Consider the following 17,448-nt stretch of genomic DNA (forward strand, 5'->3'; position numbering starts at 1 on the left):
AAAAGTTAATAAACTTACAATGTAAAGGAGATGGAATCGTGGGGAAAAAAGTTTTAATACTTGCAGGAGATGCCGTAGAGGCTTTAGAGATTTTTTATCCTTATTATCGTTGTCTTGAGGCAGGCTATGATGTCACAATTGCAGCACCATCAGCTAAGAAATTACAAACTGTACTACACGATTTTGTAGATGGCGTCGATACATACATCGAGCGACCTGCCTATGGTTTAGAGGCACATGCTTCTTTTGCTGATGTTGATCCAACCCATTTTGATGGATTGATTATTCCTGGTGGTCGTGCGCCAGAATACATTCGTTTAAATGAGCATGTGCCAACACTCGTATCCCACTTTTTCGAAGCGAATAAACCGATTGCAGCCGTTTGTCATGCGGCACAAATTTTCGCAACGATTCCTGAAGTGCTAAAAGGACGTGAGCTGACAGCCTATATTGCTTGCAAGCCAGAGGTGCAAGTGGCTGGCGCTACTTATATTGATGCCAATCTTCATACAGATGGCAATTTAGTAAGTGGACATGCCTGGCCTGATTTACCAGGCTTGATGCGTGCGTTTATTCAAAAGCTTGAAAGTTAAATGAATGAGGATGCCTTTTCTGGGCATCCTTTTTTTCATGACGTACTTTCTTGTAATTCAATTTTTTCTACCTTTTGTGTTGCACTTTGATAACTAATTCTTACATAGACACCAAATTCCTTATCGGGTTGCTTGAGCCAGAGCTTAAACTTTTCGATTGTTGACGCCCCATGTACTTCTTTACCCTCATGCAAATAATCGATAATTTTGGCTGAAGGATATTTTGCCTTTACCTCTTTGATGGCCATTTGTCCCCATTTGGCATAGGCTGGAGGTGCTTCTTGTTGTGCATTTGCAACCATTGCTGTTTGTATGAACACAGTAAGACAAACAAGCACAATCCCAAGTAAATATAACTTCCTCACTTGAATCACTCCTTTAAAAAATAAGCGCTCCAAAAAGATTTGGAGCAGCTTGTCTTTATTGCTTTGGCTGTTGAGGGTTATTATGAATGACTTGGTTAAACTCTGCTGAGTACTCCTCACGATCATTCTTTTTATGTGTATCTTCCTTCTTTTTCTTTTTAAAGCTTGTTTTTCTCTTTTTTGCCATGATTTGTACCTCCGTTATTTCGTTTTATTGGACTGCTGGTTTTTATCATGATTCGTTTTATTGTTTTTATTTTTAGCTTTTGCATCAAATTCTGCTGCGAATTCTTCGTTTAAGTTGTCATTCGGATTGTTGTTATTGCTATTACTTCGATCAAGATCCTTACTTTTGTAAGTACCAAAAGGATTATGCGTTCGCATATTCATGGTTTTACTGTTATTTCGATTATTACGTTTCCCCACGTAACATCACCTCCTGCACATAATTTGTTCAAATTGAGGCGTTACTATGTAGGTCAGTTTCTTCGCTAATTGTAAAAAAATGAACATGACTAATATGTATTAGTCATGTTCATTCATATTTCGTCCCTAGACAATTGTATATTCTGTAATGTTGAGCAATGCTCCGACAGCGCCTGAAAAACCATGATCGTTAATAAAGACAGGTGTATGCTTTTTCGTACGTGTATAATTTGCAATCACACGGGCAAGATGAGCATTATTGCTGAGAGTTGATCCAATATAGACAATATGCTGAGCCTTTTTTTCTTCCGCATATTGAATGCTAAGCGTGGTAATAACTTCACCTACTAGACCCTGAACCGTCGCTATAATATCCTCTGCAGGATGTTTCATGGACTGGGTAATGCCTACTTTCCCAAAATTACTTGCAGTTAAATGACCATCAATAGGTGTATCCATGCCCTGATAAATGTCCTTAACTAATAAATCAATGCTCTCACGATGGCCCTTGTCAGCCATTTCTCGTATTTCATTGTAATCTGTAATCCCTGTTGTAAGCGCTGACAATCCAATTAACGTCCCACCACCAACGCCTGTCCCGCCAACGCGAATATGGGTATTGCCCTCCATGTAATGAATGGAAGTGCCTGTCCCGATATTGGTAATCATGCTACGCTCAAAAAAGTAGCCTTCTTTATTTAGTAAAAATCGGACACCCTTTAATGTTGCTTCAAATTCCACTATATAATGAATCGATTTCATTGTTTTAATGACATCAAGTAATTGCTCTGTACGTCCCCCCGTAACACCAATATCCTCAATATCTGGATGATCGATAATCCATTTTTTTACAGATTGCAGATCATTAGACGGAAAGGTTGTTAAAACAAGTTCATTGTGTTGATCTAAATAAGCAACCTTTGTCAATGTGCCGCCTGCATCAATACCTATAGCCTTTGGCATACAATTCTCCTTTGTTTTTATTACGCAACTTTGTCATATAATGATTGCAGTTTACGCGAAGATTAAGGCAACTATTAAAGTACATGCCCTCATTGGTACGAAGGATTTTGCAAGGAGTTTTGTGTGCCAAAATCCTGACCAATTAATTTGTTCGTACAAAAGCTAAACGCTCAGTACAATCCCCCAAATTGTGTAATGACATTTTCGCCCTTTCTAAACTTTAACGCTGTTGAAATGATTGTGCAATAACTTCGTAAACTTTCATGAAAAAATCATGGAAAATATCAAATTTTTTCTATATGATAGCTGAATTTTAATGCATTTCTAAAGCTTTATTATCATTCTACTAAAAAAATAAAGCTTTGTTAAAGCATAATGCTGTTTTTGAAATTTAACGAATATTCTAAAGCGGAATATGAAGATTTATATAAACAGATTCCAGGAGAGCACTCATTAGTGCTTGAAATGAAGAGATTAGCTATGCACGATGCCTATCATATTAAGGCGCTTTGGGTGGTTCATGAAATAGTGATGGGAGAGTCCAAATCGGACGTTCCACTATTTAAATCTTGAAATGTAAAAAAAAGTGAAAATGCACTGCTTGAACAGGCACTTTCACTTTCACTTTCCTAAAACGATTAATTAGCGTGCTGAATAGCCACCATCAATGACAAGCTCGGCACCTGTAATGTAAGAAGCTTCATCAGATGCTAAAAATAAAATAGCATTCGCTACTTCTTCTGGTTGACCAAGGCGACCCATTGGTGTTGCTCTTACTAACATATCCATTGCTTCTTTTGCTTCTGATAATTTAGCAGTCATTGGTGTTTCAATGACACCAGGGAATACTGTATTGACACGAACATTGAAAGCACCAAGCTCGGATGCCGCTGCACGAGCAATCGCACGTAAAGATCCTTTAGAGGCTGTATAGGCATTAAAGCCAGCGCCAATAATTGCTGTGTAAGAGGATGTATTAACGATAGAGCCTTTCCCAGCTTCTTTCATATAGTTAGAGGCATGTTTAATGCCCAGGAAAGGTCCAAAGGCATTGATATTATGCATGATTGACCAATCCGCTTGTGTAATTTGATCTTGCCCTTTTTCGGATGAAATACCAGCATTGTTAATTAAAATATCAATGCGACCATATTTCTCCACAATGGCTTTCGTCACTTCTGCCCAGTTTTCGTCAGAGGAAACATCTAATTTCATCCCCTCTACATGGTCAAGCTCAGAAATTTTTGCTAGGTTATCTTCATTAATATCAGCTGCAATTACCGTAGCACCCTCTTGGGCAAACAATTTCGCCATTGCTGCACCCATACCAGATGCGCCACCAGTAATCATCGCAATTTTGTTATCTAAACGTCCCATTTTTCTAAACTTCCTCTCTTCTGTAATGTGGTTTAACTTATACTTTCGTCCACAATGAAAGTATAGGTTTAAATAGTTTACTATTAAACTATATCACTTTTAGGAAACGTTTTCAAAGAATATCTCTCTAAATATGAACAATCTGTTTTATCTTTCCCTATTTTTACGATACGATATACTATAGATGTGGAACCATTTGAACGGAGGAATACAAGTGAACGAGCAAAAAAGACTTTACAAAGAAGCGATGCAGGTTTTGAAAGATACAAGCCGCACGTTTTATATACCTATTACATTTTTAAAAAATGATTTAAAGATATCAGTGGCTGCAGCCTATTTAGCAATGCGTGCCATTGATGAAATTGAAGACCATGAAGAACTTTCTAATGATGTAAAATTTGAATTACTGTCAGCAACGAGTGAATTACTAAAGGACAATTTCAATAACGAAGCCTATCAGTCATTACTTGCACCTTATGCAGAGCTATTACCTGAAGTATCCCTTCGTTTAGCAGATTGGCTGACATTTTGCCCTGAGGAATCCAGAAAAATTGTACAGGCTTCCACAAGTGAAATGGCTTTTGGGATGGCAAAATGGGCAAAGGCGAATTGGCAGGTCCGCACACGTGAGGATTTAGACGATTATACATACTACGTGGCTGGGCTTGTAGGGACGATGCTGTCTGAGCTTTGGGCATGGGGTGCAGGCGTTCAAACGGATCGCGAGCTAGCAATAGGCTATGGCCGTGGATTGCAGGCTGTCAACATCTTACGTAATCAGCATGAGGATTTAGATGAACGTGGTGTAAGTTTCGTACCAGAGGGATGGACACGCGAGGATTTATTTGCGTATGCAGAAGAAAATTTAGCCAAAGCAGATTTATATATGAAGGATATCAATAAACGTACTATTCAGCTATTCTGTCGCCTACCACTTGCCTTAGCGCACAAAACACTAAAGGCAATGCAAGAAGGACGAGAAAAAATGACTCGTGCTGAGGTAGAGCAAACTGTTGAAGAGGTACAGGCAGACTAACATGAAAAGCCCCAGTAAACGATTACTGGGGCTTTTCTTATTTATATCGCATCAATAAATCTTACAATTAATTCATAGCTGAAATAGATGGATAGCATCGATAACAAAATCAGTACGACACCTTCTACCTTGCTACCAGTTTTCGTTGTAAGTGGAAAACGAATGGAGACAGTCGCAGGGAAAAATAGTTTAACCCCTTTTTTTGTACACATATCAAGTATGATATGACTAGCCATCCCGATAATTATTCCAATAGATATCGCTCGATAGGGAATCAACATATGTAATAAAACCATCATGCTTATTAAAAACAACAAACTATGTGTAAAGGAACGATGTCCAAATACTGTAGTCACTAGCTTCGCGATGAGGGGAAATGTTCGACCTATTTTACTACCTCTATGACAAATATCTGGAAGTAATGCACCAATAACCCCCGCACCAACTAAGACAAGTGGGTTATCATTTGAAAACTGCGCAAAGGCAAGACTTGCTGTAATGCCCCCAACGATATGGGTATTCCCTTGCATAAATTACTTCCACTCCTTTTCTCTTATTTTTCCTTCTTAATGTAACATAATTCGAGACAAAAGGGAACATACATTCCGAACGTACGCTCGAAACTTTTTCCACTCTGATTGTATAGCTAGTTAAATTATGGATAAACATAGTGATGGAGGTTAAATATGAGAGCCTATAAAGGAATACTTTTTATTTTCATCATTTTGTGTGGTAGTGCTTTGCTTTGGTATTTTAGCAAACCGATGGCACCGATTCATCCATTGAACACACTTAGTCATGTCATTGGTGGCTTAGCCATAACTTGTTTATTTCTTGTATTCTTATTAGCTACACGAATAAAAATGTTAGAGCGATGGTTTAGTGGTCTTGAGCATGTCTATTTTTATCATAAATTACTAGCAATCCTTTCACTTGTATTGATTCTTATTCACGGGCAATTACAAAAAATGATTCCTGATGAAGAGCTAACACAACAAACACCACTCAACGAATTCGCAAAAGATCTTGGCGAGCTTGCTCAATACGGCTTTATCTTCCTAATCATTCTTGCCTTTATTTCAAAATTCCTGAAGTACGAGCATTGGCGCTGGCTTCATCGCTTATTACTTGTGCCCTATACATTGGGTATTTATCATGCTTATTTTTCTAGCCACTATGATTTATTACAGCCCTCAGCTTTAGGGATTTTTACAGCATTAACAACTACAATTGGATTTATGTCAGCCCTTTATATGCTGACAATGTATCAGGATATGTTCTTTCCCTATAAAGGTCAGATTTCATCCATTCAAAGGCTGACTCCTGAGATATTGGAAATTAAGTTGAAGCTTACAAAACAGCTGGATTATCGACCAGGACAATTTCTCTTTCTGAAAGTCTTTCAAGAGGGTATCGAAAAAGCACCACATCCTTTCTCTATTTCTGGAGGGTGTGGACAACAAATCAATCTTACAATGAAAGCTATTGGAGATCATACCAAACAGGTCTACAACCTTATTCAGGTTCATACAGAGGTTGCTGTAGATGGCCCCTATGGTCATTTTGACTTCGGCAACGGGAATGCACAGCAGCTATGGATTGCAGGTGGTATGGGCATCACCCCATTTCTTGCCTATTTACACACGCAGCCTGATAAGAAAATTGACTTATATTATTCTTTTCACGGGCAAGACAATGTCATCTGCAAAGATTTTTTAGAGGATTATGCACAAGCAAATGACCATTTTACTGTCACATTTATTGATACAACACAGCGCAATAGACTCTCTGTTGATGAGTTATCCGTTTCTCCACAAACTAGTATTTATATATGTGGACCAGAAAAAATGATCAAGCATTTCAAATCGGCTGCACCTAAGAAAAATGTAAAATGGGAAGCTTTTTCATTTAGATCTTAAAAAGGTGTACACCTAAATCTAGATGTACACCTTGCACTAAATCGTGAATTTAGTTGCTTCTTCTTGCAGATTTTGAGCAAGTTGTGCTAACTGCTCAGAGGCTACAGACATCTCATTCATTGTCGATGCCTGCTCCTCCGTGATGGCCGATACATTTAATGTATGATCATTTGTTGCAAGTGCCTGTTTGCTAATTGCCTGTACTTTTTCGGTTACTGCCTGCAACTTTTCAAAAGCATCAGATGTCGTTTTGCTTGTCTTTTGCATGGTGTTTTGGAGACCTTCAGTTGCACTGGCAATTGTATCGAAGGTCATGCCTGCCTGTTGAACAGAGCCAATGCCTTGATGAGCTATTTTTCGACTTTGCTCCATCATCTCTACCGCGTCATTCATTTGTTCCTGAATCGTCTGCACAACCTTTGCAATATCTAACGAAGCACGGCTAGTTTGTTCAGCCAGTGCTTTAACCTCTCCTGCAACAACGGCAAAGCCTTTCCCTGCTTCCCCTGCTCGTGCTGCCTCAATGGCAGCATTAAGTGATAGTAAATTAGTTTGGTCGGTAATAGCCGAAATGAGCTGACTCATCTGCTCTATTTGAATCGAATGCTCCTTCAAGCCATTCACCAGATTAGCACTACTGTCAACCTGTGCATGTAGGTGGACAATATCATTCACGAAACCATGTATTTTTTGTGATCCGCCAGTAGCGAGTTCAGAGGTTTTTTGTGATTGTTGGACAGCTTCATGTAAATCGTCCATGGCGGTCTTCATATCCCCACCTAGTTGTGTTGTTACACCCTCTAACTCCCCACTCACCTGTTGTTGTGAACTCGTATTTTCTGCCACCTCTTGCATAGAAATCGCAACTTCTGTGACAGTTTTATTGACCTCTTGCACACTTGCCGTTAATTCCTCTGCAGTAGAAGCAACTGTCTCGGTTTCAGCTACAATGCGCTGCATCATCGAACCTAATGCTTCCACAGAGTCATTATAATACTGCGCCATTTCACCAAATTCGTCCTTCGTATGAACGGCCATTTGTTGCGTTAAATCACCTGTAGCAAGATAGCCTAAATGAGTATTCATTGTTTTCACTTCCCCACGGATATAACGAGCAAGGAAATAAATACTAATTGCGATAAGTAAAATTAGAACGACACTGATCACGATTTGCTGTTGAAGCATTGCCTGTATTTCGCCGTAAAGCTCAGTTGTCGGAACCAGTAAAACTAACTTCCACGGCATATCTTGTATTTGCATAAATTGTAAGGTAAAATCACTACCCTGACTGCTTGTATGTATTAACTTTTTTTGCTCAGAAATCTGCTCCACAGGCATGTTCAATAACTGCTGGATCGTTTCTTTATTCACTTTATTTACATCAGGGTGCGTTAAAATTTTGCCACTATCATCAATTAAAAATGCATAACCACTCTCTCGAATTTTCACGTCAGAAACAATGGATTGAATTGAATCTAATACATAATCCCCTGTAATAACGCCAATGGGCTTAGAATCTTTGACAATTTGTGTACCAAATGAGATAAACATTTCCCCAAGAGCTTCATCAAAATAAGGTGCAGTATGAACTACCTTACTAGATTGGATACTATTGCGATACCATTCTTGCTCGTGAAAATGATAGGCAGGATCTTCATAAGCATCCGTAGAGACAATTTTTTCTTCTTCCTTATAGGCATAAGGCCCGAAAATTTCTCCTTTTGCCACATCCTCCTCTAGCCATAATCCCATACCATACGTTTCCTTATTGAAAGGCAATAGCTGCTGTACGTAGCGAATAAATTGCTCTCTGGTCATCATACTGTCAGCCGATTCTATTGTTGTCTTTGCACTATTTATGAGCTGAATGTGTGCATGCAATTTGCTCTCAACGGAACCTGCAACATCATCCGCTAGTATAGACATTTCATTTTCAATAGAGCTTTCAAGTTCATTGGATACGTTCAAATAGTTAAGGAAGGTCATACCACCTAAAAAAACAGTGATGACAGGAATAAGCATTGCGATTTTTGCCATAATATTTAAATTTCCTAATAGCTTTTTCATTCACCTTCACTCCATATCTATTATTATTGCTCTATTCCATCTCTAGTATAAATGGATTATACCTACAAAAATATGTTTTTTTTGTAACTTTTAAATCCTAGATTCAAGACTCTTTAATTCGAGCAATTTACTTGGAAAATGAATTCATTTATCGTATAGTAAAAAACGCATCATACCATGAAGGAGACAAAATAATGACAGTGACAAAAAGTTCTTTAACTAAAGTTATGCACGAGCGTAAATCCGTTCGTAAATACGATGAAAACTTTAAAATCCCGCAGCAACAATTAGAAGAATTACTTGTAGAAGCAACGTCTGCTCCATCGTCTAGTAACCTACAGCCTTGGCGCTTTTTAGTAATTCAGGATGAAGCGGTCAAAAAAGAGCTACGTGCTATTGCCAATAACCAAGAACAAGTAGAAACTTCCTCAGCAATTATTGCCGTTTTAGGTGATACAAAGATGTACGAAAATGCCGAGGCTGTCTATACAAAGAACTTCGATCTTGGCTATATCAATGAGGCAACAAAAGATTTAATGATTAACAACTCAATCAATCTATATTCTCAACTTCCCCAAGAAGTGTTAAAAAATATCGTTACATTTGATGCTGGTCTAATTTCCATGCAAATCATGCTACTAGCTAAAGACATGGGCTATGATACAGTGCCAATGGGTGGATTTAATAAAGAAGCCTTTGCTCAACGCTTTGAATTAGCTGACCATATCGTCCCAGTTATTTTAATTGCCATTGGTAAGGCAGCCGCACCTGCTTACAATTCTTCCCGCATTGAACTTGAGCACATCGCCAAATTCATTTAATACACGTGAAAATAGTCATCTTACAATGTAGTTAAGATGGCTATTTTTATTTTTTGTGGCATTTCTTGTGCATCTACCATCATAGGATAGTAATGTTTTTGTACGTAATTTTTGAAATTAATAAAACGGAAAATGATTCTCAAAAACTAGCATAATAATGTTCCCAAGGATATTTTTTGCATTTTTATCACAAGGCACTCAAAAAATCATCATTAAAGTCTTAAATAATCAACTTCATTCTAGTACATTTGTGCGATTTCTACTAAATATTACATCTAAATTGTTGTAGCTTTAACATTTGAGGATTGTTATGATTAGGAGGTATTTTCATATGAAGGGAGGTTTTTCTGATGAATTATGACTATAATGATTCTTATTATTACTCAGATTTAGATGCAGCCATGGGTGGTTTATTTTTTATCTTTATACTAGCCGCTCTTGCTATTGGTTTAATTGCCTACATTATTAGTGCACTTATTTATTTTATGACATCTAAAACAAATGGTTTTGGAGATGTAGCCTATATTGCTTGGATTCCCATTATTAATGTATATAGTCTCTTCCTGCTGACAGCTGGTGGGGATACTCGAGAAACAATACGTGCAACAGCTTTAAAAAATACGCTTATTTATGCAGGCTTGATCATTGTTTCGTTTATTCCATTTATCGGTATTCTGGCTTCTTTAGGAGCGGCAGGCTTTACACTGTATTTCACGTATCGCCTATTCTACCGCTGGTGTGGCGAAACAGGTAAGGCAGTATTATACACAATCTTAATGGTAATAACAGGTGGATTGTTCTTTGCCATCTACGGCTTAATGCGTATGAACAGACCTTTCGTTGCTTAATTGTTTAAAACCTCTTTATGCCCTTAGGCTAAAGAGGTTTTTTACGTAATTTCACAGAGTAATGGTGCATGGATTTAGGAATTCCCTTTAATTCAAAAACCCCGCTATATACTAAATAGCGAATTCTATATTCTAAAAAGAAGATATTTGGGGGGCATCCATTCTTGTTAATAGCTCTGAGATGAATTCACCTGTTTGTATAAAATCAGTACCCCATTGCTCCTTATGAAGTTGTTCAATCGTTGACATAATCAAATTATCATAATAGTTCTCTTGAACTGCTTCAATTTGTCGATGTAGCCATAGACGACAAACATCCTTTGTCTGTGCTAAACTTTCCCACTGTTGCTGAAAAATTAGACGCTCCTTTGCGGACATTCGCTTTATATCATACATTTCCATGTTCCATTGATGGTTGATAGCCCGCTGTTCACCTGTGTTGATAAGAACAACTTCATTGGCTTTATCACGTAATAAATAGAGTAGAAATCTAATACCACACTGTTCTTCTGCATTGTACCCACACCAAATGTAAATCTGCAGGTTGCTTGGAATATCCTGTATCTCTCTGATTGTGTTCATTAATTTATTTCGGTTTACAAAATCATCCATTCCATCATTAATATTTTCTCTTAGCCACTCATCACGGAATGCCTGTCCTCTTTTTTCATCGAGTTTCCACAAAGGTCCAATCGACAAATCCTCTGGAAACCCGATCACATATTTCGGTGGAGCAAGTGTCGCTCGTAAGGAGCCTGCTGCAGATTCCGAGCAAACAATATGTGCCATCTGTGCTGAAGTAGTAGTTATGACCTGTTGAATATAATCATTAATAATTTCTACCAACTGATAGAGCTCTTCCTGCCCCATAAAGAAAGACCATCCCTGCTGAGGTATGCTTTGTTCATGATGAAATGCTGTAAAAGATTCAGATGGCTCAAGCTCATACCCCTGCCATTCCCCCTCCCTCATCACCTCTGCTATTGTGATATACTCTAACGCTTGAATTCTATATACTAGCACCTGGTTTGTGTCGAAGAAGAAATAGATAAATGGATAATGCATGGATGTTTCCATTCGCACTGCCTCCTTTTTAAAAATTGTACCACAATGACAATCTCTTCCATCATTTTTCAAAAAAGTAGTTAGCTAGCACCATAAATATGCTATTATTATAGTTAGAAAATTTTGAATTTCTAGCAAAGGGGATAAATGAATATGTATGAAAATATTTTAAGACATCCGGGGCCAACACCGATTCCAAAAAAGGTACAGCTTGCGATGAATCAGGATATTTTTAGTCATCGTAGTCAGGAATTTGTAGAATTATACCGAGAAACAATTGAATTAGTAAAGCCTGTTTTCGGTACGACACAGGACATCTTACTTTTACCTTCGGGTGGGACAGCCGCGCTTGAGGCTGCAGCTGTTAATACTGTATCTGCTGGTGAAGAGGTTGTCGTCATCACAGTTGGAGCTTTTGGCGACTATTTCGTTTCAATCTGTGAGCAATATGGCTTCCATGTACATAAGCTCGAAAAAGAATGGGGACAGGCTTGTACAGCCGAAGAACTTCGAGCATTTTTACAGCCATTACAAACTATTAAAGCCGTTTTTGTGACGTACAATGAAACATCCACAGGTATTTTAAACCCTGTTGCTGAACTAGCTCAGGTGATCCGTGAAGAAACAGATGCCCTCGTTATCGTTGATGGTGTAAGCTGTATTGGTGGCGTTCCTGCTGAAATGGATGCTTGGGGCATTGATATTCTGGTGACAGGCTCTCAAAAAGCCATGATGCTCCCACCTGGACTCTCTCTTGTCAGCGTAAGCGAAAGAGCTTGGGAAGTCATTGAAGAAAATCAAACACCTGCTTATTACTTAAATCTTCAAAGCTATCGTAGCTGGGCGGAAAAGGGCATGACTCCTAATACACCTGCTATCACACTGATTTATGGACTGCATGAGGTGTGTAAATTAATCGAACAGGAAGGTGGCTTTACGCAAACAGTTGCCCGACATGACCTCATGAAAAACATGGTGCGAAATGCAATGAAAGCATTACACATTGAGCTATTAACTGAAGATCAATACGCTTCTCCAACTATTACAGCAATTAAAACACCTCAAGGAATTGATCTTGGTGAATTTTTGACGCATCTTAAGCAACACTATCATTTAGATTTCGCAGGCGGTCTAGGTCAACTACAGGGTAAAATTTTTAGATTCGGCCATATGGGCTATTGTTTCCCAAGTGACATTTTACAAGCCGTTTCCCTACTTGAGGCTGCCCTACAAGATTTCTCCTATGATTTCGAACCAGGAGCAGGCGTCCTTGCCGCACAAGAAGTATACTTAGTCGCACAACGTAAAGCACTACAACGTTAAACAGCAAAAACAGGTGGAGAAAAATGACTCCACCTGTTTTTTAATTTGATTTTGTTTCTACTAAACTTGAAATTGCGTTGCGCGTTTGTGGACGCTAATCTAAGCGGGTTGCTTCACTTTTTGAGAGCTTAAGACCCCTGTTTGAGCGGATCCACACATTTTGTGAGCGCTTTGGTCTCCTATTGGAGCGGGTCATCTCACTATTCGAATGCTTTACTGCATGCTCGAGCGGGATATCACTAATAGAGGTCGAGCTTCCATCCAAACATAGCTTCACATCGTCTTTAATTAAATTCCTTGGCCTTTGCTAAATAAGCAGCTCGCATCGTAGGTGGGACCATACTACCGCCAGTTGCCCATACAAGATGTGTGGCTTGTGGTAGATGGTTTACTAATGCGTTCTTTTCTAGATAGGATTGACCTTGTTGTAATAAACGAATGGCTCCATACATTCCTGCGTGTGCAGATGGCTCTAAAAATAAACCTTCACTTTCCATCGCTAATCCCAGAGATGTAAACAGCTCTTCATCTGATACAGTATAGCAACCACTTATATACGTCTCCATCACTTTTCCTACAAATTTGGAGGCACGACCAACGGCTAACCCATCCGCTTCTGTTCGATTGTCAAGGCCAATATCTTCTACACTAATTGCATCATGTAAGCCTGTCATCAGCCCGATCGTCATACAAGGAGAAGCGACAGGTTCTGCAAAGAAAATATGCACATGCTCACCGTAAATTTCTTTTAATCCATAGGCAACACCACCTGGTCCTCCACCTACGCCACATGGTAAATAGACGAACAATGGATGTGCTTCATCCACTGAAATATTCGTCCTTTCTAGCTGTTCCTTCAAACGCTTGGCAGCTACGGCATAGCCAGCAAATAAATCCTTTGAATTTTCATCATCAATAAAATGACATTTTGGATCTTGCTCAGCTTCTTGTCGCCCCTGCTCAACAGCTACACTGTAATCAGCTTCATATTCAATCACTGTCGCACCCTTTTCACGCAGTAAGGCTTTTTTCCACTCCTTGGCATCACTCGACATATGTACAACGACATTAAAGCCGAGCTTCTTGCCCATAATGCCGATACTTAATCCTAAATTCCCCGTAGAGCCTACTGCAATCGTATATTGTTGGAAGAACGACTGAAATTCTTCTGTTGCTAAAATTGCATAATCATCCACTTCTTTAAGTCTTCCACTTGCCAAAGCTAGTCTTTCTGCATGTTTTAATACCTCATAAATTCCTCCACGTGCTTTGATCGAGCCAGAGATCGGTAATTCATGATCACATTTTAAAAGCAATTGGCCGGGAATCGCCACACCATATGCTTGTTCAATAGCACTTTTCATTGCAGGAATTTCCTTAATCGTTGATTCAATTAAACCATCACTTTCTAGAAGCTCTGGAAATGCTACTTTTAAATAAGAAGAAAAACGTTGTAATGTTGCTTCAGCATCATCCACTTCAGCCATAGTAAAGAGCGTTGTTTCAGGATTTTTCATCCAATTTGTATTTTCCCACAATACAGTAGCCTTTTTTGCTAGTTCGTTCAACTGCGGATATTGTTCGAATAGTTCGTGTTTATGTTCATTTTTCACCTGTAGATTCCTCCAGTTTATGGGCTAAAATTGCTCGTTCACAAATTTGTCGAAATTTCATTTCAAACGAAATATTGTTTTCTTGTGTTCTTTTTTTAGGTCCCTTTGTTCGTCCACCTGCCCTTCTAATTTTTTGACCAACATGCCGCATATCGAGCAAACGTTCGATGTTTTCATTAGACATTTCTCGTCCATTTTGATCAATCGGATACCCTCCTCGTGCTAAAACCATGGCTGCTAATCCGTAATCCTGTGTAATAACAATATCGTGTTTTGAAAGCGCGTTCACTAGCGTAAAATCAACCGAATCTGGACCTTTGGGTACAATAATTGTTATTACATTATCACGTTCAACACGATGTGATGTATCGCAAAACAAGATAGTTTCTATCTCAAACTCAGATGATATAGATAGCGCTAAATCCACTACTGGACAGGCATCAGCGTCTATAAGAACCTTCACAATAAGGCATCATTCCTTTCTCGTAATTAGATGAATCACTTAGAACTAAATTATTTTAATATAATTTTAAAACAACCTCTCTTGCTCAATTTTTCACAAACTTTAAAAGTATTTTATTGAATAGTTTGAAAAATAGATATACGATACATCTATCAACTAAATGGGGGTTTTATTTATGACAATTACAACTGTTAGCAATGAACAATTAGCAAAAGAATACGTAGATGGCGTATTTGAGCAACTTAAACAACAGAATAGTCATCAAGCGGAATTTTTACAAGCAGCTGAAGAAATTTTCATCTCATTAGTACCTGTATTCGCGCAACATCCTGAATATATTAAGGCCAATATTTTATCTCGTATTGTGGAGCCAGATCGTATTATTTCTTTCCGTGTAGCATGGCAAGATGATAACAATCAAGTGCAAGTGAATCGTGGCTATCGTGTACAATACAGCAATGTCATGGGCCCATATAAAGGCGGTCTTCGCTTCCATCCTTCCGTAAATGAATCCATCATTAAGTTCCTAGGCTTTGAGCAAATCTTTAAAAATGCTTTAACAGGGCAACCTATCGGTGGTGGTAAAGGTGGTTCAAACTTTGACCCGAAAGGTAAATCAGATTCAGAAATTATGCGTTTCTGCCAAGCATTCATGACTGAATTATACCGTCATATTGGTCCAGATGTCGATGTTCCTGCTGGTGATATTGGCGTAGGTGCTCGTGAAGTAGGTTATTTATGGGGTCAATATAAGCGTTTAACAAAAGCAAATGAATCAGGTGTATTAACTGGTAAGACTCCTGGCTACGGTGGCTCTTTAGCACGTAAAGAAGCAACTGGTTACGGTACTGTTTACTTTGTGAACGAAATGCTAAAGGATGCAAATGACTCATTCGAAGGAAAAACAGTAGTTGTTTCTGGATCTGGTAATGTGTCTACGTATGCGATTGAAAAAGCGCAACAGTATGGTGCCAAAGTGGTTGCTTGCTCGGACTCTTCAGGCTATATCTATGATCCAGAGGGCTTAGATTTAGATGCTATCAAAGAAATTAAAGAAGTAAAAGGTGACCGTATCTCAACTTACGTTAATTACCGACCAAATGCTACTTTTACAGAAGGTTGTACAGGAATTTGGACGATTCCTTGTGATATTGCCCTACCATGTGCTACGCAAAATGAAATTAACGGTGAGTCAGCTCGTACATTAATTTCGAATGGTGTGAAAGCAATTGGTGAAGGTGCTAATATGCCATCAGACCTTGAAGCAATCAATGAATTCCTAGAGGCAGGCGTATTATTTGGTCCAGCAAAAGCAGCGAATGCTGGTGGAGTTGCGGTATCTGCTCTTGAAATGGCACAAGATTCTAGTCGCGTATTTTGGTCATTTGAAGAAGTAGATGCGAAACTTCATCAAATTATGAAAAATATTTATACAGACAGCAAAGCGGCAGCAGAAAAATATGGCTTCCCAGGTAACCTAGTAGTTGGTGCAAACATTGCTGGCTTTATCAAAGTAGCAGATGGAATGCTTACTGAAGGCGTCTATTAATAACCTTCTATTTTCAATGTTTCCTAGAATTTGATTTCGGAATATTCTTATTTTCAACCAAGGTGGTAACGAACATTCGTTATCACCTTATTTTTTATTTGCAATTCCGTTATAAAACATCAAAATAAACGTTTTAAACGAACATTTTTATCATTAAATATTTAGAACATTCGTGTTATAATTTTAGAGTACTATGAAAAATATTGGAGGGTTTTTTGTGGAATTATTGTATACAGGTAAAACAAAAAATGTGTTCAAATTAGAAGATGGTCATTATTTACTAAAATTTAAAGACGATGTTACAGGAGAAAACGGCGTGTTTGATCCAGGTGCAAATACTGTTGGTTTAACAATTGATGGGGCTGGCTTGGCTGGTTTACGTTTAACTTCTTATTTTTATTCAAAATTAAACGAACAAGGGGTTCCTACTCATTTCGTTGATGCTAACTTTGAAGATGCAACAATGACAGTAAAACCGGCAACTGTTTTCGGTAACGGTTTAGAAGTGATTTGCCGCTTTAAGGCAGTTGGTTCATTCCTACGCCGTTATGGTGCCTATGTAAAGGAAGGACAAGATTTAGACTCCTTTGTAGAAGTAACAATCAAAGATGATGATCGTTTAGATCCTCCAATTTCTGAAGATGCTTTAGCGATGTTAAACCTGTTAACTCATGAAGAATACGCCATTTTAAAACAACGTACAATTGAAATTTCCAAATTTGTAGCGGCAGAGCTTGCTAAAAAAGGCTTAACGCTTTATGACATTAAATTAGAATTCGGCCGCGATGCGAAAACGAATGAAATTTTATTAATCGATGAAATTTCAGGCGGTAATATGCGTGCTTACAAAGGTGATCAGTATATTGAGCCGTTAGAACTTGAGAAAATTATGTTAGCTGAATAATAGAAACAACCCTAAAAAGAGTCGACAATTACGACTCTTTTTTTATGTGTGGGCTTATTTTTATTTTCCATGAAACTTTTCTTTACTTCACTCGTATATTAACTATATGTAACAAG

19 protein-coding genes are annotated in these 17,448 nt (G+C 38.3%); 8 read left to right on the plus strand and 11 right to left on the minus strand.

The annotated features are described in order from the left end of the window. Positions 1–38: 38 nt before the first annotated feature. Positions 39–593, plus strand: a complete 555-nt coding sequence (locus ACMGGO_RS14645; protein ID WP_054550803.1) for a DJ-1/PfpI family protein — start codon at positions 39–41, stop codon at positions 591–593. 35 nt (positions 594–628) lie between these two features. On the opposite strand, the gene ACMGGO_RS14650 is transcribed toward ACMGGO_RS14645, so the two are convergent. The 5 genes from ACMGGO_RS14650 to ACMGGO_RS14670 all read right to left on the minus strand — a co-directional run bounded on the left by ACMGGO_RS14650 (position 629) and on the right by ACMGGO_RS14670 (position 3,724). Then, positions 629–958, minus strand: a complete 330-nt coding sequence (locus ACMGGO_RS14650; protein ID WP_054550802.1) for a DUF3889 domain-containing protein — start codon at positions 956–958, stop codon at positions 629–631. 55 nt (positions 959–1,013) lie between these two features. Beyond that, positions 1,014–1,145, minus strand: coding sequence for a hypothetical protein (locus ACMGGO_RS14655; protein WP_004269370.1), 132 nt, complete (start codon positions 1,143–1,145; stop codon positions 1,014–1,016). A 14-nt stretch (positions 1,146–1,159) separates the two neighbouring features. Then, on the minus strand, positions 1,160–1,384 hold the full coding sequence (locus ACMGGO_RS14660; RefSeq protein WP_004269369.1) for a hypothetical protein: 225 nt from the start codon (positions 1,382–1,384) through the stop codon (positions 1,160–1,162). A 126-nt stretch (positions 1,385–1,510) separates the two neighbouring features. Then, the gene (gene coaW / locus ACMGGO_RS14665; protein ID WP_036076313.1) at positions 1,511–2,347 is read right to left on the minus strand and encodes a type II pantothenate kinase; all 837 of its coding nucleotides are present in this window, start codon (positions 2,345–2,347) and stop codon (positions 1,511–1,513) included. Between the two features lie 642 nt (positions 2,348–2,989). Continuing rightward, the gene (locus ACMGGO_RS14670; protein ID WP_420281987.1) at positions 2,990–3,724 is read right to left on the minus strand and encodes an SDR family NAD(P)-dependent oxidoreductase; all 735 of its coding nucleotides are present in this window, start codon (positions 3,722–3,724) and stop codon (positions 2,990–2,992) included. A gap of 214 nt (positions 3,725–3,938) precedes the next feature. Between ACMGGO_RS14670 and ACMGGO_RS14675 the strand changes: the two genes are divergently transcribed. Next, positions 3,939–4,760 (plus strand): squalene/phytoene synthase family protein, encoded by an 822-nt coding sequence (locus tag ACMGGO_RS14675; RefSeq protein WP_081977460.1) that lies wholly within the window; start codon positions 3,939–3,941, stop codon positions 4,758–4,760. A gap of 41 nt (positions 4,761–4,801) precedes the next feature. On the opposite strand, the gene ACMGGO_RS14680 is transcribed toward ACMGGO_RS14675, so the two are convergent. Next, positions 4,802–5,290, minus strand: coding sequence for a metal-dependent hydrolase (locus ACMGGO_RS14680; RefSeq protein ID WP_420281988.1), 489 nt, complete (start codon positions 5,288–5,290; stop codon positions 4,802–4,804). 156 nt (positions 5,291–5,446) lie between these two features. On the opposite strand from ACMGGO_RS14680, the gene ACMGGO_RS14685 reads away from it, so the two are divergent. Continuing rightward, complete coding sequence (locus tag ACMGGO_RS14685; RefSeq protein WP_420281989.1) at positions 5,447–6,679, plus strand: ferric reductase-like transmembrane domain-containing protein; 1,233 nt, start codon at positions 5,447–5,449, stop codon at positions 6,677–6,679. Between the two features lie 36 nt (positions 6,680–6,715). On the opposite strand, the gene ACMGGO_RS14690 is transcribed toward ACMGGO_RS14685, so the two are convergent. Further along, positions 6,716–8,746, minus strand: a complete 2,031-nt coding sequence (locus ACMGGO_RS14690) for a methyl-accepting chemotaxis protein (protein WP_420281990.1) — start codon at positions 8,744–8,746, stop codon at positions 6,716–6,718. Between the two features lie 194 nt (positions 8,747–8,940). On the opposite strand from ACMGGO_RS14690, the gene ACMGGO_RS14695 reads away from it, so the two are divergent. After that, the gene (locus ACMGGO_RS14695) at positions 8,941–9,567 is read left to right on the plus strand and encodes a nitroreductase family protein (RefSeq protein ID WP_016992492.1); all 627 of its coding nucleotides are present in this window, start codon (positions 8,941–8,943) and stop codon (positions 9,565–9,567) included. Between the two features lie 350 nt (positions 9,568–9,917). Next, positions 9,918–10,415, plus strand: a complete 498-nt coding sequence (locus ACMGGO_RS14700) for a hypothetical protein (protein ID WP_004269361.1) — start codon at positions 9,918–9,920, stop codon at positions 10,413–10,415. Positions 10,416–10,443: 28 nt separating this feature from the next. Here the strand turns inward: ACMGGO_RS14700 and ACMGGO_RS14705 are convergent, their stop codons facing one another. Together ACMGGO_RS14705 and ACMGGO_RS14710 are read right to left on the minus strand one after the other, a co-directional pair. Further along, complete coding sequence (locus tag ACMGGO_RS14705) at positions 10,444–10,602, minus strand: DUF3658 domain-containing protein (RefSeq protein ID WP_420282328.1); 159 nt, start codon at positions 10,600–10,602, stop codon at positions 10,444–10,446. After that, the gene (locus tag ACMGGO_RS14710; protein ID WP_420281991.1) at positions 10,548–11,492 is read right to left on the minus strand and encodes a DUF1835 domain-containing protein; all 945 of its coding nucleotides are present in this window, start codon (positions 11,490–11,492) and stop codon (positions 10,548–10,550) included. Before ACMGGO_RS14710 ends, ACMGGO_RS14705 begins: the two co-directional genes overlap by 55 nt. A 141-nt stretch (positions 11,493–11,633) precedes the next feature. Between ACMGGO_RS14710 and ACMGGO_RS14715 the strand changes: the two genes are divergently transcribed. Further along, positions 11,634–12,803, plus strand: coding sequence for a pyridoxal-phosphate-dependent aminotransferase family protein (locus tag ACMGGO_RS14715; protein ID WP_066037696.1), 1,170 nt, complete (start codon positions 11,634–11,636; stop codon positions 12,801–12,803). Positions 12,804–13,087: 284 nt separating this feature from the next. Here ACMGGO_RS14715 and ACMGGO_RS14720 read toward each other — a convergent pair whose 3' ends face one another. Together ACMGGO_RS14720 and ACMGGO_RS14725 are read right to left on the minus strand one after the other, a co-directional pair. Next, entirely contained in the window at positions 13,088–14,416 is a 1,329-nt protein-coding gene (locus ACMGGO_RS14720; protein ID WP_066037695.1) for a D-serine ammonia-lyase, read from the minus strand. Continuing rightward, a complete protein-coding gene (locus ACMGGO_RS14725; protein WP_004269357.1) occupies positions 14,406–14,879 on the minus strand; it encodes a YaiI/YqxD family protein in 474 nt (157 codons plus the stop codon). Before ACMGGO_RS14725 ends, ACMGGO_RS14720 begins: the two co-directional genes overlap by 11 nt. A 175-nt stretch (positions 14,880–15,054) precedes the next feature. On the opposite strand from ACMGGO_RS14725, the gene gdhA reads away from it, so the two are divergent. Further along, positions 15,055–16,428, plus strand: coding sequence for an NADP-specific glutamate dehydrogenase (gdhA, locus tag ACMGGO_RS14730; protein ID WP_004269356.1), 1,374 nt, complete (start codon positions 15,055–15,057; stop codon positions 16,426–16,428). Between the two features lie 217 nt (positions 16,429–16,645). Further along, positions 16,646–17,332, plus strand: a complete 687-nt coding sequence (locus ACMGGO_RS14735) for a phosphoribosylaminoimidazolesuccinocarboxamide synthase (RefSeq protein ID WP_004269355.1) — start codon at positions 16,646–16,648, stop codon at positions 17,330–17,332. Positions 17,333–17,448: the final 116 nt, after the last annotated feature.

The organism is Lysinibacillus sp. BNK-21, from assembly GCF_048684915.1.
GTDB lineage: Bacteria > Bacillota > Bacilli > Bacillales_A > Planococcaceae > Lysinibacillus > Lysinibacillus capsici.

Excerpts from the sequence above, each read along its gene's own strand:
- ACMGGO_RS14655 (WP_004269370.1), bottom strand. The coding sequence starts at position 1,145 with ATGGCAAAAAAGAGAAAAACAAGCTTTAAAAAGAAAAAGAAGGAAGAT.
- coaW (WP_036076313.1), bottom strand. The coding sequence starts at position 2,347 with ATGCCAAAGGCTATAGGTATTGATGCAGGCGGCACATTGACAAAGGTT.
- ACMGGO_RS14670 (WP_420281987.1), bottom strand. The coding sequence starts at position 3,724 with ATGGGACGTTTAGATAACAAAATTGCGATGATTACTGGTGGCGCATCT.
- ACMGGO_RS14680 (WP_420281988.1), bottom strand. The coding sequence starts at position 5,290 with ATGCAAGGGAATACCCATATCGTTGGGGGCATTACAGCAAGTCTTGCC.
- ACMGGO_RS14685 (WP_420281989.1), top strand. The coding sequence starts at position 5,447 with ATGAGAGCCTATAAAGGAATACTTTTTATTTTCATCATTTTGTGTGGT.
- ACMGGO_RS14690 (WP_420281990.1), bottom strand. The coding sequence starts at position 8,746 with ATGAAAAAGCTATTAGGAAATTTAAATATTATGGCAAAAATCGCAATG.
- ACMGGO_RS14695 (WP_016992492.1), top strand. The coding sequence starts at position 8,941 with ATGACAGTGACAAAAAGTTCTTTAACTAAAGTTATGCACGAGCGTAAA.
- ACMGGO_RS14700 (WP_004269361.1), top strand. The coding sequence starts at position 9,918 with ATGAATTATGACTATAATGATTCTTATTATTACTCAGATTTAGATGCA.
- ACMGGO_RS14710 (WP_420281991.1), bottom strand. The coding sequence starts at position 11,492 with ATGGAAACATCCATGCATTATCCATTTATCTATTTCTTCTTCGACACA.
- ACMGGO_RS14715 (WP_066037696.1), top strand. The coding sequence starts at position 11,634 with ATGTATGAAAATATTTTAAGACATCCGGGGCCAACACCGATTCCAAAA.
- gdhA (WP_004269356.1), top strand. The coding sequence starts at position 15,055 with ATGACAATTACAACTGTTAGCAATGAACAATTAGCAAAAGAATACGTA.